At 58.2% G+C, this 22,934-nt stretch carries 20 protein-coding genes; all 20 read left to right on the top strand.

Translation table 11 applies throughout. The features are described from left to right. Positions 1-13 precede the first annotated feature (13 nt). The 20 genes from DD597_RS14425 (at position 14) to tssH (ending at position 22,923) form a co-directional block, all read left to right on the top strand. On the top strand, positions 14-1,252 hold the full coding sequence (locus DD597_RS14425) for a DotU family type VI secretion system protein (protein ID WP_003859963.1): 1,239 nt from the start codon (positions 14-16) through the stop codon (positions 1,250-1,252). A gap of 2 nt (positions 1,253-1,254) precedes the next feature. Further along, positions 1,255-4,875, top strand: a complete 3,621-nt coding sequence (gene tssM / locus DD597_RS14420; protein ID WP_129256331.1) for a type VI secretion system membrane subunit TssM — start codon at positions 1,255-1,257, stop codon at positions 4,873-4,875. 16 nt (positions 4,876-4,891) lie between these two features. Continuing rightward, a complete protein-coding gene (tagF, locus tag DD597_RS14415; RefSeq protein ID WP_015570330.1) occupies positions 4,892-5,608 on the top strand; it encodes a type VI secretion system-associated protein TagF in 717 nt (238 codons plus the stop codon). An 11-nt stretch (positions 5,609-5,619) separates the two neighbouring features. Next, the gene (tssA, locus tag DD597_RS14410) at positions 5,620-6,636 is read left to right on the top strand and encodes a type VI secretion system protein TssA (protein ID WP_003859964.1); all 1,017 of its coding nucleotides are present in this window, start codon (positions 5,620-5,622) and stop codon (positions 6,634-6,636) included. A 75-nt stretch (positions 6,637-6,711) separates the two neighbouring features. Further along, positions 6,712-7,236, top strand: a complete 525-nt coding sequence (tssB, locus tag DD597_RS14405; protein WP_022648413.1) for a type VI secretion system contractile sheath small subunit — start codon at positions 6,712-6,714, stop codon at positions 7,234-7,236. A 3-nt stretch (positions 7,237-7,239) separates the two neighbouring features. Further along, the gene (gene tssC, locus DD597_RS14400; RefSeq protein ID WP_006810956.1) at positions 7,240-8,739 is read left to right on the top strand and encodes a type VI secretion system contractile sheath large subunit; all 1,500 of its coding nucleotides are present in this window, start codon (positions 7,240-7,242) and stop codon (positions 8,737-8,739) included. A 79-nt stretch (positions 8,740-8,818) separates the two neighbouring features. Beyond that, positions 8,819-9,244 carry a Rap1a/Tai family immunity protein gene (locus DD597_RS14395; protein WP_022651414.1) on the top strand — a complete coding sequence of 142 codons (426 nt, stop codon included), beginning with the start codon at positions 8,819-8,821 and terminating at the stop codon, positions 9,242-9,244. Positions 9,245-9,247: 3 nt separating this feature from the next. After that, complete coding sequence (locus DD597_RS14390) at positions 9,248-9,742, top strand: T6SS effector amidase Tae4 family protein (protein ID WP_022648411.1); 495 nt, start codon at positions 9,248-9,250, stop codon at positions 9,740-9,742. Further along, the gene (locus tag DD597_RS14385; protein WP_022651413.1) at positions 9,727-10,176 is read left to right on the top strand and encodes a T6SS amidase immunity protein Tai4 family protein; all 450 of its coding nucleotides are present in this window, start codon (positions 9,727-9,729) and stop codon (positions 10,174-10,176) included. The genes DD597_RS14390 and DD597_RS14385 overlap by 16 nt, the downstream gene beginning before the upstream one ends. Positions 10,177-10,356: 180 nt before the next feature. After that, positions 10,357-10,839: a type VI secretion system tube protein Hcp gene (locus DD597_RS14380; protein WP_014884229.1), complete on the top strand. Its 483-nt coding sequence runs from the start codon at positions 10,357-10,359 to the stop codon at positions 10,837-10,839. 75 nt (positions 10,840-10,914) lie between these two features. Next, the gene (locus DD597_RS14375) at positions 10,915-11,904 is read left to right on the top strand and encodes a hypothetical protein (RefSeq protein WP_015570333.1); all 990 of its coding nucleotides are present in this window, start codon (positions 10,915-10,917) and stop codon (positions 11,902-11,904) included. Next, positions 11,898-12,314: a hypothetical protein gene (locus DD597_RS14370; RefSeq protein ID WP_045896022.1), complete on the top strand. Its 417-nt coding sequence runs from the start codon at positions 11,898-11,900 to the stop codon at positions 12,312-12,314. Before DD597_RS14375 ends, DD597_RS14370 begins: the two co-directional genes overlap by 7 nt. A 90-nt stretch (positions 12,315-12,404) precedes the next feature. After that, positions 12,405-14,180, top strand: a complete 1,776-nt coding sequence (tagH, locus tag DD597_RS14365) for a type VI secretion system-associated FHA domain protein TagH (protein WP_045350783.1) — start codon at positions 12,405-12,407, stop codon at positions 14,178-14,180. Continuing rightward, the gene (locus tag DD597_RS14360) at positions 14,177-14,974 is read left to right on the top strand and encodes a PP2C family serine/threonine-protein phosphatase (protein WP_003859969.1); all 798 of its coding nucleotides are present in this window, start codon (positions 14,177-14,179) and stop codon (positions 14,972-14,974) included. The genes tagH and DD597_RS14360 overlap by 4 nt, the downstream gene beginning before the upstream one ends. Positions 14,975-14,990: 16 nt before the next feature. Further along, on the top strand, positions 14,991-15,977 hold the full coding sequence (locus tag DD597_RS14355; RefSeq protein ID WP_022651409.1) for a hypothetical protein: 987 nt from the start codon (positions 14,991-14,993) through the stop codon (positions 15,975-15,977). Between the two features lie 9 nt (positions 15,978-15,986). Continuing rightward, positions 15,987-16,799, top strand: coding sequence for a type VI secretion system accessory protein TagJ (locus tag DD597_RS14350; protein WP_032658930.1), 813 nt, complete (start codon positions 15,987-15,989; stop codon positions 16,797-16,799). Then, a complete protein-coding gene (gene tssE, locus DD597_RS14345; RefSeq protein WP_003859970.1) occupies positions 16,792-17,355 on the top strand; it encodes a type VI secretion system baseplate subunit TssE in 564 nt (187 codons plus the stop codon). The genes DD597_RS14350 and tssE overlap by 8 nt, the downstream gene beginning before the upstream one ends. A gap of 2 nt (positions 17,356-17,357) precedes the next feature. Further along, the gene (tssF, locus tag DD597_RS14340) at positions 17,358-19,229 is read left to right on the top strand and encodes a type VI secretion system baseplate subunit TssF (protein ID WP_032628408.1); all 1,872 of its coding nucleotides are present in this window, start codon (positions 17,358-17,360) and stop codon (positions 19,227-19,229) included. Then, complete coding sequence (gene tssG, locus DD597_RS14335) at positions 19,226-20,269, top strand: type VI secretion system baseplate subunit TssG (protein WP_116290921.1); 1,044 nt, start codon at positions 19,226-19,228, stop codon at positions 20,267-20,269. Before tssF ends, tssG begins: the two co-directional genes overlap by 4 nt. 38 nt (positions 20,270-20,307) lie before the next feature. Further along, positions 20,308-22,923 (top strand): type VI secretion system ATPase TssH, encoded by a 2,616-nt coding sequence (gene tssH, locus DD597_RS14330; RefSeq protein WP_129256330.1) that lies wholly within the window; start codon positions 20,308-20,310, stop codon positions 22,921-22,923. Positions 22,924-22,934: the final 11 nt, after the last annotated feature.

Here is a 22,934-nt window from a genome sequence, read left to right as displayed (position 1 = left end):
GCGAGCGCTTAATATGCAGGAACGACAGGATACCGGCAGTGATGCCGTGTTTACCGGAGCCAGTGGGAACAATCAGCTGGTGGCGGCCGCCAATCCGCTGCTCAATGCGATTCCGCAAATCCGTCATTCGGTTTCCCACGACGATCAGGTCGGGCTGCGCCAGCGCCTGATTGACGAAATTCGCCGTTTCGAGGTGCGATGCCAGCAGGCGGGCTTACCGTATGAAGTGATTGTCGGCGCGCGCTACTGCCTCTGCACGGCGCTGGACGAAGCCGCCGCGCTGACCCCCTGGGGAAGCAGCGGCGTCTGGTCAAGCAATGGTCTGCTGGTGACGTTTCATAACGAAACCTGGGGCGGCGAGAAGTTTTTCCAGCTGCTGGCGCGTCTGTCGCAGAATCCGCGCGAACACATTCTGCTGCTGGAGATGATCAACTACTGTCTGCTGCTCGGCTTTGAAGGCCGCTACCGCGTGCTGGACAATGGCCGGACCCAGCTTGAAACCATCAAACAGCGCCTGTGGCAGATGATCCGTGGCGTGCGCGGCAGCTATCCGCCGCCGCTCTCGCCGCACCCGGAAGATCGCCCCGTTCTGCGCAAGCTCTGGCGGCCGATGATCCCTCTCTGGGCGTGCGTGGCGCTGGTCGGCTTTATCGCCTGCCTGTTTTATATCGTGCTGAACTGGCGTCTGGGTGATAACACCAGCCCGGTGCTGGCGAAAATTTACCAGTCTCAACTGCCGGAAACCACGATCCAGCAGCCTGCGCGTCAGCTGCCGGCGGTGCTGAACCTGCGCGGCTTCCTGAAACCGGAAATTGATGCCGGTCTGGTGGCTGTTAAGGATGAGGCGGATCGCAGCGTGGTGATCCTGAAAGGGGACGGACTCTTTGCCTCGGCCTCAACGGTGGTGCGCGATCGCTATGAGCCGGTCATCGACCGCATCGCCCAGGCGATGAATAACGTCAGCGGCAAGATTCTGGTGGTGGGGTACAGCGACAACGTGCCGATCCGCAGCGCACGCTTCGCCTCTAACTATGAACTCTCGCTTGAGCGCGCCCGTTCGGTGCAAAAACAGCTCCAGGGCAGCCTCTCGCAGCCTGAGCGCGTCAAAGCCGAAGGGCGGGGCGAGATCAACCCGGTAGCGCCAAACACCACGCCTGAAAATCGCGCCCGTAACCGCCGCGTGGAAATAACGCTGCTGGTATCGCCTGACAATACCCAGGCCGAGCTGAACGGATTGCCGCAAGGAAACTAAGGATGCTGACTACTCTACTTTCTATACTGACCAATCGCATTCTGTGGAGCTTCCTGGGCGTAACGGCGCTCGCGGCGGTCATCTGGATGATTGGCCCGCTGTTGTCCATCGTGGATACCCGCCCGCTTGAATCAGAGCAGAACCGCGTCATCAGCATTGCGGTGGTCTACCTGATTTGGGCCCAGAGCCACATTCTGCCGCGGCTGTATAACGCCTGGCTGAACCGTAAGCTGATGGACAAGCTCAACGAAAATACCACCAGCCCGGAGGCGGCCGATCCGCAGAAACGTCTGAACAGCGAGGAGCAGATCCTTGCCGGGCGTTTCGATGAAGCCGCCCAGATGCTGAAAAAAGCCCACTTCAGCAAAGCGGGACATGGCGCACAGTGGACGCAGCGCTTCAGCACGCAATACCTCTATCAGCTGCCGTGGTACGTCATTATTGGCGCGCCGGGTTCCGGTAAAACCACCGCGCTGGCCAACTCCGGGCTGCAATTCCCGCTGGCGGATCGCTTCGGTAAAACCGCGCTGCGCGGCATTGGCGGAACGCGCAACTGTGACTGGTGGTTTACCAACGAGGCGGTTCTGCTAGATACCGCGGGGCGCTACACCACTCAGGAGAGCGAGCAGGTTCAGGACGCCGGGGAGTGGCTGGAATTTATCAACCTGCTGCGCAAATACCGTCGTCGCCAGCCCATCAACGGCGTGATTATTACTATCAGTATTTCCGACCTGCTTTCGCAGTCCGCTGAGGCCTCCCGGCAGCAGGCGGTCAACCTGCGCCAGCGTCTCTCCGAGCTGCATGAACAGCTGGGTATTCGCTTCCCGGTTTATGTGATGGTGACCAAAGCGGACCTGCTTAAAGGCTTCCGCGCCTGGTTTGCGGATTACGACAAAGCCCAGCGCGACCAGATCTGGGGCTTTACGCTGCCGTGGGAGCAGACCAAACACGCCGATTACGATCTTATGGGCAACTTCCAGCAGGAATTTTCCCTGCTGCAACAGCGTCTGGATGCGGGCCTTCCGGAAACCATGCTCAAAGAGCATGACGCCAAAACCCGTGCGGAAGCCTATCTCTTCCCGCAGGAGTTCGCCGCGCTGCGTCCGCTGCTGGCAGACTACCTGAGCACGGTCTTTGCCCGCTCAAACTTCGAAACCGAATTTTCGCCGCGCGGCATCTACTTCGCCAGCGGCACCCAGGAAGGGATGCCGTTTGACCGCGTGATGGGCGAGCTGAACCGCGCGCTCTCCTTACCTGAAGGGGAGGAAAGCACGCGCTGGGATTCGGTGAGCAAAGAGGCGCCGATACCGGGCGCGAAGGGTCAAAGCTTCTTCATTAAGAACCTGCTGCAAAACGTGATTTTCCAGGAAGCGGGTATCGCCGGGGAAAACCGCTGGTGGGAGCTTCGCAACCGCGTCGTGATGTGGTCCGGCTACGCGGCGCTGCTGGCTCTGCTGGTGATCCTGGGTGGCCTGTGGCTGACCAGCTACGCTAAAAATAAAGCCTATCTGGAAGAAGTGGACGCAAAAGTGCCGATGCTGGAGCAGCAGAGCAAGGCGCTGCAAAACCAGCCCCAGCGCGATCTGTTTGCGCTTCTGCCGCTGCTTAACAGCCTGGTGGATCTGCCGAAAAGCGATGCCTTCGACGTTAACGACCCGCCGGTTTCCCGCCGCATGGGGCTTTATCGCGGGGATGACGTCAGCGATGCCTCGCAGTCTCTGTATCAGAAGGCGCTGGATCAGATGCTGCTGCCTGCCGTGGCGATGCACATTACCACCTGGCTGCGCAACGACAACGGCAGCGACGTGGAATACAGCTATGAGGCGCTGAAAGCCTATCAGATGCTCTACCAGCCGAAGCACTATGACGGTAAATTCCTGCACTCGTGGGTAATGCTCAACCTGCAACGCAACCTGCCGCAGAACGTGACGCAGGCGCAGCTTCAGGAGCTGGAATGGCACCTGACCCAGCTGCTGGAGCCAAAAATTCAGGCTTCACCGTATGCGCAGGATGAGGATCTGGTGGCCCGTGAAAGGGCGCTCATCAACCAGCAGCCGCTCTCCACCCGCGTATATGGCCGCCTGAAACGTCTGCTGGAGCATGATGAGAACCTGAAGCCGGTTTCGCTTTCAGATCTCGGCGGCCCGCAGAGCGAGCTGGTGTTTTCCCGTAAGAGCGGCAAGCCGGTGAGTGAGGGCGTGCCGGGGCTCTATACGCCGGACGGCTACTGGAAGAGCTTCAACGACCAGATCGACAGCGTGACCACCGCCCTGCACGAAGATGATGCCTGGGTGCTGGGAGCAACCGCTGCCCAGGAAGATAAACAGCAGATCGATAACGCCGTGCGCCAGCTCTACATGCGCGACTTTATCGTCAACTGGGATCGCTTTCTCGCGGACATACAGCTCAACAACAGCGCCGATCTTTCCCAGCGCATCAACACCGCGCGCCTGCTTTCAGGCACCAACTCGCCGCTGCGCCGTCTGGTACTTAACCTGAGCAAGGTGCTGACCCTGTCGCGCACTGCGCCTGCCCCGGAAGATGCGCAGAAAGCGGAAGACCAAAGCAACCGCGCCACCCGTACGCTGGAAGCGCTGTTCAGCAACGGTGACAATGCCCCGACGCAGGGCGCGGTTGTGACGCAGGCGCCTGAGCAACTGGTGACCGACCACTATGCGCCGATGATTGAGCTGGCGCAGCCGCTGGAGAAGGGCGGTAAGACCATCGTCTTTGATGATTTTCTCAAGCAGGTTGACGAGCTTTATCGCTACCTGACAGCCGTTCAGGATGCAGCAAACAGCGGTATGCCCGCGCCGGGCGGCGATGCCATCAGCCGCCTGCAAGCCAGCGCGGGCCGTCTGCCGGGCGGGCTGCAAACCATGTTCAGTAATATGGCCGTGGGCGCAAGCAGCGATACCCAGCGTCGCGATCTGGAGAACGTGCGTAAGCGCATCAACGTGGAAGTGGGCGGGTTCTGCCGTCAGGCGATTGCCGGGCGTTACCCGCTGGTGCGCAGCGCCAGCACCGAGGTGACGCCGGACGATCTCGCCCGCATGTTCGCGCCGGGCACCGGACTGATGGACACCTTTTTCCGCGACAACCTGACCAACAAGGTGGACACCACCCAGGCGAACTGGCGCTTTATGCCGGGCATCGACGGTAAAACGCTGCCGGGCAGTGAAGGGCTGCTGCGTCCGTTCCAGCAGGCGCAGTCTGTCCGCGATGCCTTCTTTGCCAACGGCGCGACCACGCCATCCTTTAAGGTCACGGTGCGCACCGTGCGGATGGACAACACCATTCTGAACCTGACGCTGGACGTGGACGGCCAGCTGCTGCGCTACAGCCACGGTCCGCAGGCGGTGCAGATCATGAACTGGCCGGGGCCGGGCGGGACGAACCAGGTGCGTATGCAGCTCGGTCTGGCCAATGGCAGCACCGCAACGCTGGTAACTAACGGTTCCTGGGCGCTCAACCGCTTTTTCGACAAGGCGCGCACCAGCCCTGGCGCGGGTAGCCTGAGCCGTCAGGCGACCTTCAACGTCGACGGACATCAGGTCACGCTGGAGTTTGCCCCGAACAGCATCCGCAACCCGTTCCAGCTTCCCCGTTTCTCATGCCCATAACCGCAAGGACAGCCGTATGACGAATACCCCTGCGATGAACCGTTATAGCTGGTATGGCAAATTACCCAGCGCCGGAGATTTTTTGCAGCGTCGCTTTCCGGATACCCTGCAACGCCAGTGGTCGCACTGGTTCCAGGTCGGCCTGCTGGCCTGGCAACAGGAAGAGCAGCGCAGCGGCGAGCGCCCATTTTCAAAAGCCCCGGTGTGGAACTTTGTCGTCCCGCCGATGCTCGGTAGCCAGATGATTCAGATGGGCTGCCTGCTGCCGGGCCGTGACAGCGTAGGCCGCCACTATCCGGTATGCCTGCAACTGAGCTTCACCCCCGCCGAGTGGTCATCCCGCCTGCTCGGGCAGGCTGAGAGCTGGTACCAGCAGCTTGGCCGTCTGGGGCTGCACGCGGTGCGTAACAGCTATTCTGCCTCCCAGCTGGATGAAATGCTGATGACCATCCCGGCGCCCCAGCCGGTTGAGCCGCAAAAGCGCTCCGACATTCTCGACGTGATTGGCTATGACGACGATGGTCAGAGCACGCTGGGCTGGCCGCAGGCGGCGGAGTGTTTTGATCCGCTGCGCCAGACCAGCTACTGGTGGACAAACCGCTGCGACGGTTATCCGCTCTACACCCACGTCCACAGCGGAAACTTTACCGGGCAGCTCTTTACGCTGCTGTTCGATCCGGCAGGCGGCGCCCGTCCGGGCCGCCACGGTCTTTACCCGCCTATGTTTGAATAAGCAGGGATCTTATGAATATCGATGAATTTCTCGCGCCGATAAGCCCCGATAACCCCTGCGGTGAAAACCTGGAGTACGACGCTGATTTCCAGGCCATGGGGCAGGCCAGTCAGGGCAAAGCCGAGCAGCAGTTTGGCGACACCATCATTCCGGCAGAGCCTGCCGACTGGAACACGGTGGAAAAACTCGCCACCAGCCTACTGGGACGCACCAAAGATCTTCGCGTCATGCTGGCGTTAACCCATGCCTGGACACGTCGTCGCGGGCTGGCAGGTTACGCCGACGGGCTACTGCTGGTGCAGGAAGCCCTGTCCCGTTACTGGGAGCAGCTTTACCCGCTGCTGGAAGAGTATGGCGAAACCGATCCGTTCTACCGCATCAACGCCCTCGCCGGGCTGAGTGATAAATCTGACCTGACGGTCGCGGTGCGTAACGCCTCACTGCTCCGCTCAAACGGCGATGAGATTTCGCTCCGTGACGCCCAGGCGCTGCTTGACGGCAGTAAAACCGAGTGTCCGGATTATCCGGGCGGGCGTCCACGACTGATCGATGAGCTGGCCCGGGGCGATCAGCCCGGCACCGAAGCGGTAATCGTGATCAACGAACGCCTGCTGGCCATCCGCGAACTGCTTACCGGCTATCTCGGGGAAAGTGGCGTACCGGAGATGGAACAGCTGCTGAAAACCGTCGGGCTGGTCGCCAGCGCGTGTCAGGTGACCGACATCAGTAAGCTGCTGCCGAACCGTGACGCGCAGGCTGAACAGCACGCTGAGCCGCAGCCTGCGGCAGCGCAGCCCGTTCAGCCGGTCACCGACTGGCGCAGCGTGCAGGTGACCAGCCGCGCCGACGCGCAGCTAATGCTGGAAAAAGCGAAACAGTACTTTGCGCAGTACGAACCCAGCCATCCCGCACCGCTGATGATTGAACGGGTGCAGCGGCTGTCTGAACTCAACTTTATGGACATTATTCGCGACCTGGCGCCAGACGGCGTTAACCAACTGGAAAACATCTTTGGACGCCGCGAATGACGCGTCCTGGCATTATGACGACAGGCATGGAGTCTGCCGTTTCACCTTCACCGCGCATCTTTGATGGAGAACATCATGGCAATGAGTAACAGTGGACAGAAATTCATCGCACGCAACCGTGCTCCCCGCGTGCAGATCGAATACGACGTAGAGATCTACGGTGCAGAACGCAAAATTCAGCTGCCGTTTGTGATGGGCGTTATGGCCGATCTGGTTGGCAAGCCGGTGGAAAACCTGCCAGCCGTCGATGAGCGTAAGTTCCTGGAAATCGACATCGACAACTTCGACGAACGCATGAAGGCGCTGAAGCCGCGCGTGGCGTTCCAGGTGGATAACACCCTGACCGGCGAAGGTAAGCTCAACGTCGATCTGACCTTTGACAGCATGGACGACTTCCTGCCGGACGCGGTGGCCCGTAAAGTAGAGCCGCTGAACAAGCTGCTGGAAGCCCGTACCCAGCTCTCCAACCTGCTGACCTACATGGACGGCAAAAACGGCGCGGAAGAGCTGATTGCAAAAATCCTTCAGGATCCGACGCTGCTCAAATCCCTGAGCCAGATGCCAAAAAATGACGAAAGTGCGAAAGGTAGCGAGGAATAATCGATGAGCAACCAGACTCAACAACACGATCAGCAGGCGGGCCAGGCGTTCAGCCAGGACGAGTTCAGCGCGCTGCTGAATAAAGAGTTCCGTCCTAAAACCGATCAGGCGCGCTCTGCCGTAGAAAGCGCGGTTAAAACCCTGGCGCAGCAGGCGCTGGAAAACACCGTGACCTTCTCAAACGATACCTACCGCACCATTCAGAACCTGATTGCCGGTATTGACGAGCAGCTTTCGCAGCAGGTGAACCAGATCATTCACCACGAGGAGTTCCAGAAGCTGGAAAGCGCCTGGCGCGGCCTGAGCTACCTGGTGAACAATACCGAAACCGACGAGATGCTGAAGATCCGCTTTATGAGCATCTCCAAGCAGGAGCTGGGCCGCACCCTGAAGCGCTACAAGGGCGTGGGCTGGGACCAGAGCCCGATCTTCAAAAAAATCTACGAGCAGGAGTACGGCCAGTTCGGTGGCGAGCCGTTTGGCTGCATCGTAGGCGACTACTACTTCGACCACAGCCCGCAGGACGTTGAGCTGCTGGGCGAGATGGCGCGCATTGGCTCCGCGGCCCACTGTCCGTTCATCACCGGTACCGCACCGGGCGTGATGCAGATGGAGTCCTGGCAGGAACTGGCTAACCCGCGCGATCTGACCAAAATCTTCCAGAACACCGAATACGCCGCCTGGCGTTCACTGCGTGAATCGGAAGATGCCCGCTATCTGGGCCTGGTGATGCCGCGCTTCCTGTCGCGCCTGCCGTACGGCATTCGCACCAACCCGGTCGACAGCTTTGATTTTGAAGAGCAGACCGACGGCGCGAACCACAACAGCTACTCCTGGGCGAACGCGGCCTATGCGATGGCGGCCAACATCAACCGCTCCTTTAAAGAGTACGGCTGGTGCACCTCGATTCGCGGCGTCGAATCCGGCGGGGCGGTGGAAAACCTGCCGTGCCACACCTTCCCGAGCGATGACGGCGGCGTGGACATGAAGTGCCCGACCGAGATCGCCATCAGCGATCGCCGTGAAGCGGAACTGGCGAAAAACGGCTTTATGCCGCTGGTTCACCGCAAAAACTCCGACTTCGCCGCCTTCATCGGCGCGCAGTCCCTGCAAAAACCGGCCGAGTACCACGACCCGGATGCCACCGCTAACGCGCGCCTGGCCTCCCGTCTGCCTTACCTGTTCGCCTGCTGTCGTTTTGCTCACTACCTGAAGTGCATCGTGCGCGACAAAATCGGCTCCTTCCGCGAGCGCGAAGAGATGGAACGCTGGCTGAACGACTGGGTGATGAACTACGTCGACGGTGACCCGGCGAACTCCTCCCAGGAAACCAAGTCCCGTAAACCGCTGGCGGCGGCGGAAGTGCAGGTGCAGGAGATTGAGGACAACCCGGGCTACTACGCCGCGAAGTTCTTCCTGCGTCCACACTACCAGCTGGAAGGTCTGACCGTTTCCCTGCGCCTGGTTTCTAAACTGCCGTCGCTGAAGACGAAAGACGCGTGATAATAATTGCCGGCCCGCAGGGGCCGGCCATTTGTGCGTAAAAGCTTAACTTATTTCTGTCAGTGAATAAGGATATACGGTGAAACATATACTTGTGATCGCGACCAGTTTGCTGGCAGTTTCTACTCTCGCAAGCGCGGACGCCGGAAATTATAAATACCCTCAAGCGGAAGCATTGCCTCAGGATGACACATCAAACTTCCAACGCGATCCGACGCTGTTAACAGGGTACGATTTAAATCTGAGTGCAGAGCGTTTTGCTAAAGCCTGGCTGTCGAAAACGAATGAACGTGAACGCATTAAGGCAAATATGTATCTTCTCGGCGTAGTCGACGCGTCTGAGGGCACTGCATGGTGCAAGGGCAGGCCTTTTTTGCCAAATACAATACATGAGTTTCTCTATTCTCGTTTTGCGAACTTATCGAAACAGCAAGGCGAGGAGCGCGCTTCAAAAATCATCATTGACGGCATGAAAGAATTACGCCCGTGCAAAAAAGGAGAGTGACAAATGAGACCATTATACGAACAACTTAAACGTCAGCATTACTCTTCAAATCACACACGCGCGGGTTTTGCCTCGGGTGAACAGGTTTTTTCAGAAATTGGCTACGATTATTCGACGATTATCAAGCAACAACCGGCATACGAAAATACCTGTGCGGTAAGAATGAGCCTGGCATTGTTAAAATGTAATGTTGAATTTACAGGGCGTTTACCCATAAAGACCGGTCCCTATAAGGGAAAAACAATCGAGCCTGGCGCAAAATTACTTGCCGATCAGCTTTATAAATCCCATGTGTTTGGCAAGGCAGAAATCTTTAAAGACCGCGAGGCTGGTGCACGCTCAATGTTGGGCCGAAAAGGTGTTGTTTTCTTCAATAAAATTGATGGGTATGGCGGTGGTCATATCGACCTTATCGAGCCTCTGAGTAATAATTCGTTTATATGTAACTCCGATTGCTTTCCGTACTGTCAGGAAATCTGGTTTTGGGAATTAAAATAATTATATTCAGGTGTTTAAAGACCGTATTTCTTTTGCTCACTTGCTTATCTTTTTCTGCTCGCGGTGACAACCCTTACGTTGATTTTTATCAGCAGCAAACATACCGGCAGGTGGTTAAAGATTTTGTCCTGGCGCGCTGCCTTGCGCAGGTAGCAGATAAAGGCAGTCAATTTTCTGCTGATGCGGCCCGCAGTGCGAGCGCATTTATTGAATGGATACCGTTTGATGCTGAAAACGGTACTGACAAAGTTAACGCCATTATTGGGAAGTATAAAAACCAAATTAATGGTTTCCACTCGGAGCGCAAACCTGATGTAAAAGGCGTAACCTTAAATTGTCTACGTCTTTATCATAGTGACGAACTGAATAAACTGGTTCCGCAGCTCATCATTGGCGATCCTGATCGTACCTGGATTCAGGATAATCCGCAGTAGTAAAAGACTTCACATTCTTTCCTTTCATTCAGGGGGAATGTAAGACTGTCAAATGACACGGGTCGTTTGATATGAGGCAGAGGTAAAATATGGACGGTTTTATTCAGCCCCATGCTTTCCTGTTTGCCATATAAGGGCTTTTTCGAAAGCAATATTGTTCATCCACGAAGAGTAGATATTATGGCTATTGATATGTTTCTGAAGGTCGAGGGTGTTACGGGCGAATCTAAAGATTCTAACCACACCGGCTGGACTGACATTACCTCCTTCTCCTGGGGCGCGTCCCAGCCAGGTAATATGAGTGTGGGTGGTGGCGGTGGTGCCGGTAAGGTTAACTTTAACGATCTGCACGTTAACGCTCTGATCGACAAATCCACTACAGCAATCCTGAAACACTGCGCAAGCGGTAAACACCTGACCAAAGTTGAACTGTCCGTCTGCAAAGCGGGTGGTCAGCAGGTTGAATACACCCGCATCACCCTGGAAGACGTTCTCGTGACTTCCGTTCAGTACACGGGTGCAGACAACGGCGATACCGTTGGCGTGACCTATGCATTCCAGGCTGCGAAAGTGAAACAGCAGTACTGGGAGCAGACCACTGCCGGTGGTAAAGGTGCTGAAAGCAGCGCTGGCTGGAACATCAAAGAAAACAAAGAAGCGTAATTGCGCGCGTGACCGGGGAGTTTTCCCCGGTCATTATTTACAGAGACTTAATTTCGTTTGCAAAGGGATGTCAATATGAGCGTAAAATCAACGGTTGCTCCTGGTTATTGTGTTGTTCAGCAGGCTGGTACGTTAGATTTCCAGGCAAGACTACTGTTCAATAAACCAGACAGTGAAGCGGCACGTTATTTTATGCAAGTGAACAGGGACACACGGTGGTTAAAACCCGGGCAAATATTGATCCTTAATGCTCCGGGTGCTGAAAATGCGGTTCAGCTAAAACAATTACAAAATGCAAAGCAAAAGGTTAATGGAGCATTGGCAGAACTGAATACAGATGAAGCTAATTTCTTTAACAAGCATTTTAGTACCATCGCAGCATTAACTAATTTTATGGATAAATCTCTCGGGGTGGTTGCTGATGCAGGTGAAAGGTACTTTAGCGAAATAGAAAAGAAATTAAAAGCTATCGAACTGGCTTATCAAAATCAATACAGAACGCAAGGCACATTGATCGGGCAGCAGTTTTTTGTTGAAAGGCAAAAACTTTTTTCTGAGCTGGACGTTTTATTAAATAAGCTGTCCAGACTAACGCTGAAACTGAAACCTTATGAAGAAATCAAGCACGCTTTAGGTTTATCAAGCAGGTCAATTGTCCACGAATGGAGTACTGCGGGTGTTGCCTCGATACGAGGGTATTCAACATATGTAGACAATGCTTCAAAAGCTGCCCGTTTTCTGAAAATGGGAGGATGGCTTGCTATCGGCTTCGCTGGTGCAAACACAACCAATGAAGTTTACGATGCCTGTACAGTAGGTAGAGAGCAGAGTTGTTCCAAAGTCGCCGTTAAGAAGTACAGTCAATTTGGCGCCAGTCTTGCGGGCGGGATTTATGGCGGAAAATATGGCGCCATGGCTGGGGCTGGCGTATGTGTTGCATTGGGCGTGGCAACAGGTGGTGTAGGGTTGCTCGCGTGTTCTGTGGTAGGAGCCGCTGCGGGTGGATACATTGGTGGCGAAGTTGCCGGTGGAGCAACTGAATATGTCATGGATAAGCTATGGTGAATTTAGAAAATATTCTTTTATTTCTGATTGTTGTTTTATTTTTACTTGTCGTAATTATGGACTTCATCAGTTCCCGTTATTTTAAAAAACACGAGGCCGAATATAATCAGCTTCTTTCAGAATATAGGCAAAAAGGCTACGATCTCGATCTGGTGACAAATTACGCATCATTTTTTGGCTCGCTGGCAAACTATCAAAAAATAATCTGGTTTGTTCGTCTTCGCAAAGGCGTGAAGATGAAATTTACCAAAGACAGAAATGTTCAGGACGATGCCTATAAATTCGTTCAGGCATTACCGGAAGAGAGAATCGGCTGGATATTAAAACTGCATCGACGCTATAAAGCTCAGGCCTTTCTTTTCACGCTATGGCTGCTTATTGGCATTATTTTCCTGAATGTAGTCAAATAATTTTAATCAGCCCATAACCCCCAAACCCCGCCGTTTTCACCCCCGAGAGCGGCAGCGTTTGAGCGCTAATCATACCAGCAGGAATACGCCATGCGATTCACGATTATTTCTACGAAACCCGGTCATCAGCCGCCGCAAAGCAGCTGTGATTTTTATGCCCCGGGCGGCACCATTGGGCGCGGTACGGATAACAATCTGGTGCTGCCAGACAATGACCGCACTATCTCGCGTTTGCAGGCCATCGTTCACGTCGACGCCAGTGGCGAATGCCGCGTCACGAACCGCGGCAGCGTTACCCGCGTGGTACTGAATGATATCCCGCTGGAGCGTGGGCGTCAGGTTGAGCTTCAGGATGGGGATATTCTCGGTATTGATGATTATCGCATTGAAGTCAGCGAACTCATTCATGACACCCAGCCCGTAAGCCGCATGGCGGCCAGCATGCAGCAGGCGCGCCCAGCGGCGACACCTGCTCCGGCGCCACAACCGAAACCGGCCAGCGCCGCGCCTCGCGGAAAAGCTGAACCTACGGCCGTGCCGTCGGAAATCTGGGACAGCCTGATGCAGGAGTTTTCCATCTCCGACAGCATCTCCAGCAACCGGGCAAAACCACAGCCCGCGGCATCCCACGATCCGTTCTCTCAGCCTGCGGCCCCGGAGCGGAATGCCGAAGATCCGCTGGCAATGTTTAACGATGCCGAACCGTCGTTTGAACGTAAAAACGTTGACCCGGACACGCTGTTCAGCGATGAAGCGTTGTTTAAAAAAGAGAGCATCTTTGACGATGTCACCCCTTCAACGCTGGTACAGCCGGACGAAAGCAAACCTGCCCAGCCAAAGGAAGAGGCGTCGGACGAACTTGATCCGTTAGCCCTGTTTGGCGGGTCGGCGAGCGCACCTGCCGCGCGTCACGATGACCCCCTCGGCCTGATGGGTGGCGCGCCGTTAACCCATCCGGATGAAATCGTGGCCGATAAGCCGGAGCCAAAGCCTGAACCGCAAGCCGCACAGGAAGAGGATGCGCTGGCCAGCTCACCGCTGTTCGATCCGGAACCGACTGAACCACAGGATGCGCCGCGCGCGGAAGAAGAGCCCGCGCGTCCCGATTACGCTGGCTTCACCATGCCAACGCCGCAGGCCGTGGCGCGCAGCAACGCGCAGGCGCCTAAAGGCCGCCTGCGTATCGACCCGGTTAAAAACGCTGCTTCGCCTGCTGCCTCCGCGCAGACCGGCGAGCGGGGCGAGGTGCTTCAGGGCGAACTGCTGGAGGCGCTGCTGGAGGGCATGGGCCTGAGCGAAATGCAGCCGGTGCCGCAGTTTGACCGGGAAAATATGCGTCAGCTGGGGCAGATCCTGGGCATGTTCTCGCAGGGGACCGTGGCGCTGCTCTCCTCGCGCTCCATCCTCAAGCGTGGGGTGAAAGCCGATATGACCATGGTGCTCGACGATGCGAACAACCCGTTCAAACTGTTGCCGACCGGGAAAACGGTGCTGATCCAGATGTTCGGCACGCCGATGCCGGGCTTTATGCCGCCGACCAAATCGGTGCGTGATGCGCTAATCGATCTCCAGGCGCACCAGCTGGGGATGATCTCCGGTATCCGCGCCATTATCGCCGCCATGCTGCAATCCTTTAATCCGGAACAGCTGGAAGAGCAGGCGAAGCAGAACGGGATGACGTCACGCCTGGCGCTGCCGGGCAGCCGTAAAGCCGCGCTGTGGGATTATTTCGTTCGCAGCTATGGCGAGACGGCGGGCGAGATCGAGGACGACTTCCATACCCTGTTTGGCGAAGCCTTCCTCCATGCCTATGACATGGAGGTCAATCAGTACAAAGACTCACAAAGCGGATCGGAAGAAAAATGAATATCGCAACGGCTTCTCTCTCCCGCCAGGGGACGCGCGCCAGCAACCAGGATCAGACGGGAGAAACCATCGGGGAACGTTCAGCCTGCTTTGTCGTCTGTGACGGCATCGCGGGCCTGCCGGGCGGCGAGGTGGCCGCTGAGCTGGCCCGCAACAGCATTATTTCCCGCTTTGACGGCGACAAGCACCTGAATGCGCAGCATATTCGTGACTACGTCCAAACGGCGAACCGCACCATCCTCAGCGAACAACAGGCCGTGCAGGACTATCGCCGGATGGGCACCACGCTGGTCAGCCTGTTTATCGACAGGGATTACCGTCTGGCTTACTGGGCGCACGCCGGAGACAGCCGCCTGTACCTGTTTCGCCGCGGCTGGCTGTGGCATGTCACCACCGATCACAGCCTCGTCCAGCAGATGAAAGATGCCGGGCATCAGACCGACGATCTCAACAGCAACCTGCTGTATCTGGCGCTGGGTATTGAGAATGGCGGACCGGAAGCGAGCTACAGCGATGTCGTGCAGGTCGAGGACGGTGATGCCTTCCTGCTCTGCACCGACGGTTTCTGGCACGGCGTCAGCGAAGAGCAGATGAAGCAGTCGCTGCACATGGTCAATACGCCACAGGAGTGGCTGACCTTAATGAACCAAATCATTCAAAAGAATGCCGAACAGGAGGGCAATGCTCAGGATAACTATACCGCCGTGGCGGTGTGGATGGGCAACCCTCAGGACACCACTTTGCTGCATACGCTCTCTGACGCAGCACAATTTCTTCCCTGCGGAACTGATTAGACACACAAGGATTGATATGAAACTTTGGCTATCGGGTTTGGCTCTTCTGACGGTGGCGACCACCGCACAGGCTGAAAACTTCCGCATCGTGCAGTCTCCTGCGCAGAAGCTGGATATCTGGATCGACAACATTAAAGACAATACGCCGCAAAGCTGGTGTAAGGCGGACGTGGCGCTGCGTATCGTGGCGAACGGCAAGAAAGAGGTTTCGGTGCTGGAAAACTTCGTGCCGCGCCTTGGCTCGCTGCTGGAGCACCAGTGCAGCAAGCTGAATACCCTGAACTGGACGCTTAACGATCCGGAAGGCACGACGCTTGCCCGGGGCACAGCGGCTAAAGCGCAGGACTGGGCGCTGGTGGTGAAGCAGCAGGAAACGGCGGCGGCAACGACCACCACCTCAGGCGCGCTGCTGCCGCCTGACCAGAATCCGGAGACACACACCGTGGCGGCAGATCGGACGCCATGGCAGGAGTTCACCCTTCAGGACGGTTGCCACCTGCGCACCTTCTGGGAGGGCGGTTCCTCCGCGCCGGCGCTGTTTATTCCGGATTCCGACACCACCCGCTGCGGCAACGGTAGCTGGCTCAGCGGCCACACCGTGGTGACGCAAAATCGTAACGGGACGCAGAAAGCGATTCCGGTCACCTACATTCACGGCTTCCCGGTGATGGGACTGAACAACGCGGTCGATCCTGAAAAGGCGCTGATCACCTCCGTTAACAAAGAGCGCATGGTCTTCAGCACCCCGAACAGCGACCAGAGCTGGATGATCCTGCCGTACGACAGCACTCTGAACGGCTGGAAGAGCAACGGCACGGTGGCGGTGGAAATCACCCGTGAGATCGCCAGCGACGACGCCAGACTCCAGGCGCGTATCGCAGAGGTGAAGAAGATCTGGAGCGCATGGGTTGCACCGGGCGCGGAGCTGAACGTTGTTCTGATTGACACGCTGCGTCCGCAGCTGCGCGATCCGGCAGTGGGCGCCTGGCGCGCGGCGAATTAAGGAGAGGCTATGAATACGCTTTATCAACGTCTGGCGGGTGAGTCGATTAGCGACGCGCTGCTTCGCCTGGAAGCCGAAATCAAAGCTCGTCCGGCGGATGCCGATCTGCGCGCCGCGTTTGTGCAGTTTCTGATCCTCAGCGGCAACTGGGCGCGCGCCCTGACCCAGCTGAAGAGCTGGCTGGCGCTGAAGCCGCAGGCAAAACCAACCGTAACGCTGCTGGAGCAGGCCATTCAGGGTGAACAGCAGCGGGCGCGCGTATTCGCGGGAGAGGCGCGACCGGCAATGCCCGAGGCGCAGTGGCCGTGGCTGTCGACGTTAGCCCAGGCGCTGACCGAACGCGCCGGGCAAGCGCAAACGCTGCGCCTGGAGGCACTCGAACAGGCCCCGGCAAGCCGCGGGCAGGTCACGCTGGAGAATGAAGAGAGCCACACCTTTGAATGGCTGATGGACGGCGATGCCCGTCTGGGGCCGGTGTGTGAAACCCTGGTCAATGGCCGCTATTTCTGGGTGCCGTTCTGCGCCATCGATGCGATCCGTTTTCAGGCTCCGGCCAGCGTGACCGATCTGGTGTGGCGTCATGCGCTGGTCCGCCTCACGGACGGCACCGAGCAGGTGTGTCAGATCCCGGCGCGTTATCCGTTTGCTGACGGGGCGCCAGACAGCGTTAAGCTGGGGCGCACCACCGAATGGCTCCCGCTGGACGATGACGGCGCCCTGTATGAAGGCATGGGACAGAAAGCCTGGCTGAGCGAGCAAAGCGAAAGCCCGCTGCTTACCCTGAGGCTGGTGACATTTACCTCGGATGGTGCGGATGAGTAATACCGCTGGCGAAGGCGATCTGCTGCGCAGCGGCTGGCAGGCCCGCAGCAGGCAGGAGAAAGTGGGGGCGCGCGACAAAATGCAGCCCTCACTGCTGGATCGCCTGACGGATAACGATCCGGAAAAAAAACGCGAGTCCGCCAACAGCAATCTGATTACCCACGCCGCGCTGCGTCGTAACGTCCTGCGGGATTTACAGTGGTTGTTTAATACCATCAACCACGATGCCTCCAGCGATCTGAGCGGGCTGACGCAGGTGAGCCGTTCCGTCGTTAACTTCGGCGTCGCGCCGCTGGCGGGGAAAAGAATGTCTGATATCGAATGGCACGACATTCAGCGCAAGCTCACCGAAGCGATTATTAACTTTGAACCGCGGATCCTGCCCCAGGGGCTTCAGGTTCGCTGCGTGTCCGATACCTCCTCGTTAGATCTGCACAACGTTCTGTCTATCGAAATCAAAGGCCGCCTGTGGTGCGTGCCGTATCCGCTGGAGTTTCTCTTTCGCACCGACGTCGATCTGGAAAACGGCCATTTTGAACTGAAAGATGCGGGGTAATGATGGAAAGCAAACTGCTCGAATATTACAACCGTGAACTGGCCTATCTGCGCGAGATGGGCGCGGAGTTCGCCGAACGCTACCCGAAAGTGGCGGGGCGGCTCGGCATGCGCGGCATCGAAGTGGCGGACCCGTACATTGAGCGCCTGATGGAAGGTTTCGCCTTCCTGACCTCCCGCGTGCAGATGAAAATGGACGCCGAATTCCCGCGCTTTTCACAGCGTATGCTGGAGATGATTGCGCCAAATTATCTGGCGCCTACGCCGTCGATGGCGATCGCTGAAATTCAGCCCGACAGCAGCCGGGGCGACCTGAGCAAAGGCTTTATTGTGCCGCGCGGCACCATGATGGACAGCCTGGCGCTGAAAAAAACCGGCGTTACGTGCAGCTATACCACGGCGCACGAGGTGAACCTGCTGCCGTTAAAAATTGAGCGGATCGAGCTGGGCGGCGTTCCCGCCGATCTGCCGCTGGCCCAGCTCGGCCTGAGTCAGCGGGGGATCAGCAGCGCCTTACGGGTCCGCATTGCCTGCGATGGCCCGCAGCATCTCGGGCACCTGGATTTTGACCGCCTGGAGTTCTTCTTAAGCGGCCCGGACATCGAGGCGCTGAAGCTGCTGGAGCTGGTGATGGAGCACCACGCGGGCATCGTCTGCCAGACGGTCAGCAAGCAGCCCCAGCGCCAGCTGCTGTCGTCTGACGCCCTGCGTCAGGAAGGCTTTGATGCGGACCAGGCCCTGCTCCCGGACGATCTGCGTAACTTCGACGGCTATCGCCTGTTGCAGGAGTACTTCGCGTTCCCGGCGCGTTTTCGTTTCATCAGCCTGAGCGGGCTGGGCAAGTTGATCCAGCGCTGCGAAGACGAAAAAGCGTTTGATATCTTCATTCTGCTCGACAAGAGCGACGATCAGCTGGAGCGCGTGGTGGATGCCAGCCACCTGGCGCTGCACTGCACGCCGGTGATCAACCTGTTCCCGAAAGTGGCGGCCCGGCAGAAGCTGAGCGAAAGCCAGCATGAATACCACCTGGTGGTGGATAACATCCGCCCGCTGGATTATGAAATTTATGCCGTGAAAAAAATCTATGCCAGCGCGGATGGTCAGCGGGACGACCAGACGTTTCGTCCGTTCTGGAGTACCTGGAGCGGGGACGCGGGCAACTACGGCGCCTATTTTTCCCTGCGCCGTGAGCAGCGCGTTCTCTCCGAACACGCGCTGCGCTATGGCACCCGCACGGGCTATATCGGCTCGGAGGTCTTCGTCTCGCTGGTGGATGCGCAGCACGCGCCGTGGCAGGAAAACCTGCGCTATATCTCCGCCGAGGTGCTGTGCACCAGTCGTGACCTGCCGCTGATGCTCCAGCAGGAGCTTGGGCAGTTTATTATGGCCGACTCCATGCCGGTGAAGGCGTTAACCCTGCGCAAAGGCCCGACGCCGCCGCGTCCGGCACTGGCCGAAGGGTTCAGCACCTGGCGGCTCATCAGCCAGCTGCAAATGAACTACCTTAGCCTGATGGACAGCGAAAACGAAGAGGGCGCTGCCGCGCTGCGTCAGCTGTTAGGGCTGTACGCCAACCTCGCCGAGACGCCGGTTGCCCGTCAGGTGGATGGCGTTCGTCACTGCGTGCTGGAGCCGGTGCACCGCCGCGTGCCGGAACCCGGCCCGGTGGTGTTCGCCCGCGGGATCGGCATCACCCTGACGGTGGACGAACGCGCCTTTTCCGGCGCCAGCCCGTGGCTTTTCGGCAGCGTGCTGGAGCGCCTTTTTGCCCGCCTGGTCTCCATCAACAGCTTTACGGAGTTCACGCTCAAGAGCCAGCAGCGCGGCGAAATCGGCTACTGGGCACCGCGTATGGGTAAAAGGGCGCTGGTATGAGTGAAGTTGCCCCTGCAACGCTGCGCGTGCATCGCCTGACGCCGCTGCCCGATGCGTTCTGGCGCGGGGTGCGCGAGACGCCGTGGCGCTACGATCTTTTCCAGCTGTTAAGACGCATTGATGCCCAGGGCGGCGAGCGTTACCCGCTGGGACGCGCGCCGCTGCCTAAATTTGAGCCGCTGCGTATTGGTCAGCAGCCTTCAATGGGCTTTGCGCCGTCAACGGTTGCTGAGGTCCGGCAGCGGGAAGAGAACGGACTGCATGAGGTTTCCATTCTGAGCTTCGGCCTGTTTGGTCCTAACGGCCCACTGCCGGTGCACATGACTGAGTATGTCCGCGAGCGTATTCATCATCATCAGGATCACAGCCTCAGCGCGTTTGCCGACCTCTTTCACCACCGCCTGACGCTGCTGTTCTACCGCGCCTGGGCGGACGCGCAGCCTGCCGTTTCACTGGATCGCGACGACAACAGGCGCTTCGAAGGGTATCTGGCATCGCTGATTGGCATGGGGCAGCCTGCCCAGATGTCGAAAGGCAGCCTGAGCGCGCATGCCCGCTTTACTCACGCCGGGCACCTGACCCGCCACGGGCGGGACCCGGAAGGGCTGGAGAAAATCCTGCGCAACTATTTCAACGTGCCGGTCAGGCTGGTGGCCAACGTCCCGCAGTGGATGCCGCTCTCAACGCGGGAGCAGGCACAGCTGGGTGAGGGGCGTCGCCTGCCGCGCATGGGAGAGTCCGCTTTTCTCGGCATTGCGGTACGCGACGTGCAGCATAAATTCCGGCTCGAGATTGGCCCGTTGAGCGCAGACGACTACAACCGTTTTCTGCCGGGCGAAGGATGGGTCACCGAGCTGCGCGACTGGGTGCGACAGTACGCCGGGGTGGAATTTGAATGGGAAACACGGGTGATCCTGCGCGCCGATGCGGTGCAGGGCGCCACGCTCGGTAGCGCCGGGCGATTAGGGTACAACACCTGGCTCGGCCTTCAGCCTCAGCCTGTTCCGCGTGGCGATCTGGTGTATCGCGCAGAGCGATAATCCTTCCGTATACCGAATCATTGTTAATGGAAACTAACATGTCAGAAATTAGCCGTGCCGTGCTTTTCGGCAAACTGGATACGCTGTTATTTACCTCTCTGGAAAGCGCGACTGCCTTCTGTAAGCTGCGCGGCAACCCGTACGTTGAGCTGGTGCACTGGCTGCATCAGCTGATGCAGCAGCAGGATGGCGATCTGCAACAGGTCATCCGTCACTTCGCCCTTGATGAACAGCAGCTGACGCGCGATATCGTGGAGGCGCTGGATGTCCTGCCGCGTGGCGCGAGTTCCGTGTCTGATCTTTCCGAGCATATCGACAGCGCCGTCGAGCGCGCCTGGGTCTACGGCTCGCTGAAATTTGGCGTCAGCCGCATCCGCGGCGGCCATTTGCTGATCGGCATATTGAAAACGTGGAATCTGGCTAACGTGCTGAAAAGTATTTCGGCGCAGTTCACCCGTCTTAACGTTGAGGTGCTGGTCGAGCAGTTCGACGCCATTTGCGCCAGCAGCAAAGAGAGCCAGCAGGCCGCCGCCGCTGCGGACGCGCCTGCCGGGGCAGTACCGGCTGCGCAGGGCACGCTGGCGCAGTATGGTCAGGATCTGACGGCGCGCGCCCGGGAAGGCAAGATTGACCCGGTGGTGGGGCGCGATGAAGAGATCCGCCAGATGGTCGATATCCTGATGCGTCGTCGCCAGAACAACCCCTTGCTGACCGGGGAAGCCGGCGTCGGGAAAACCGCAGTGGTGGAAGGGCTGGCGCTGCGTATCGCCGACGGCGACGTGCCGGAGCCGCTGCAAAACGTTCAGCTGTGGCTGCTGGATATCGGCATGCTTCAGGCCGGAGCGGGCATGAAAGGGGAATTTGAGGCGCGCCTCCAGGCGCTGATTAACGAGGTGCAGTCCAGCGCCACGCCAATTATTCTGTTTATCGATGAGATCCACACCCTGATTGGCGCAGGCGGACAGCAGGGCACCGGCGATGCCGCTAACCTGCTCAAGCCAGCCCTGGCGCGCGGGCAACTGCGCACCATCGGCGCGACCACCTGGGCGGAATACAAAAAATACATTGAGAAAGATCCTGCGCTGACCCGCCGCTTCCAGACCGTACAGGTTCACGAGCCGGATGAAGCGAAAGCCGTACTGATGCTGCGTAGCACCGTGTCGCCGCTGGAAACCCATCATCAGGTTTTACTCCTCGACGAAGCGGTCAGCGCGGCGGTGAAACTGTCGCATCGCTATATCCCTGCGCGTCAGCTACCGGATAAAGCGGTGGCGCTGCTGGATACCGCCTGCGCGCGCGTGGCCGTCAGCCAGAGCGCGCCGCCTGCTCAGCTGGAAGACTGTCTGCGTCACCTTGCTGCGCTTGACGTGGAAATTGAGATCGCAGAACGCGAAGCGCGCGTGGGGGCCGGTGATGCCGATCGCGTCACGGCATTACGCGCCGAACGCGACGCGTATGAGACAAAACGCGCAGCCCTGGCCGAGCGCTGGGAAGAAGAACGCAGCCTGGTGCAGGAGATTATCCGCCTGCGCGCCGCGCTGTTCGCGGCGGGCGAGGAAGATACCGCTGAGCTGCGCGGCAAGCTGGCGGAACAGCAGCAGGCGCTGAAAGCCTTACAGGGTGACGAGCCGCTGCTGTTTGCCGCGGTGGATGAAAACGTGGTTGCCGCGGTGGTCTCTGACTGGACCGGGATCCCGCTGGGCCGGATGGTGAAAAACGAGATCGACGCGGTTCTGAACCTTGCCGACACGCTGAACCAGCGTGTTATTGGCCAGCGTCACGGTCTGGATCTGATTGCCCGCCGCGTGAAAACCTCGCGGGCGAAGCTTGATGATCCGAACAAGCCGGTGGGCGTCTTTATGCTGTGCGGTCCGTCCGGCGTCGGTAAAACCGAAACCGCGCTGGCGCTCGCCGAATCCCTGTACGGCGGCGAGCAGAACGTCATCACCATCAACATGAGCGAGTTCCAGGAAGCGCACACCGTCTCCACCTTAAAAGGTGCGCCTCCGGGGTACGTAGGGTATGGTGAAGGCGGGGTATTAACCGAGGCCGTCCGCCGCCGTCCATACAGCGTCGTGCTGCTGGACGAAATTGAAAAAGCGCACTCGGACGTGCACGAGATCTTCTTCCAGGTCTTCGACAAGGGCTGGATGGAGGACGGCGAAGGGCGTCACATTGATTTCCGTAACACCATTATTATTCTGACCTCTAACGTCGGCACCGACCTGATCGCAGCCATGTGCGCCGACCCGGAACTGATGCCGGAGCCTGACGCGTTAAGCGGCGCCCTGCGCCAGCCGCTGCTGGAGGTGTTCCCGCCTGCACTGCTGGGCCGCCTGCTGGTGGTGCCGTATTACCCGCTGAGCGACGAGATGCTGGGGCAGATTGTGCGTCTTCAGCTCAGGCGCATTCAGCGTCGTCTGGAAGTGAATCACAACATTATTTCTGAATTTGACGACAGCGTGGTCGAACAGATTGTTCAGCGCTGTACCGAGGTTGAGTCGGGCGGGCGTATGGTGGATGCGATTCTGACCAATACGTTGCTGCCTCAGATGAGCCAGATTTTACTTACCGCCAGCCGCAGCGACCAGCAGTACCGACGTCTGCATGTCACCTGCGAGCAGGGCGAGTTCCACTGTCAGTTTGCCGCGTAATAATCATCAAG

The sequence above is a fragment of the Enterobacter cloacae complex sp. 677-3DZ2D5B genome (assembly GCF_004136695.1).
Lineage (GTDB): Bacteria > Pseudomonadota > Gammaproteobacteria > Enterobacterales > Enterobacteriaceae > Enterobacter > Enterobacter hormaechei_C.
Note: the sequence above shows the minus strand (reverse complement) of the source record. Positions and strands in the feature narration are given on the sequence as shown.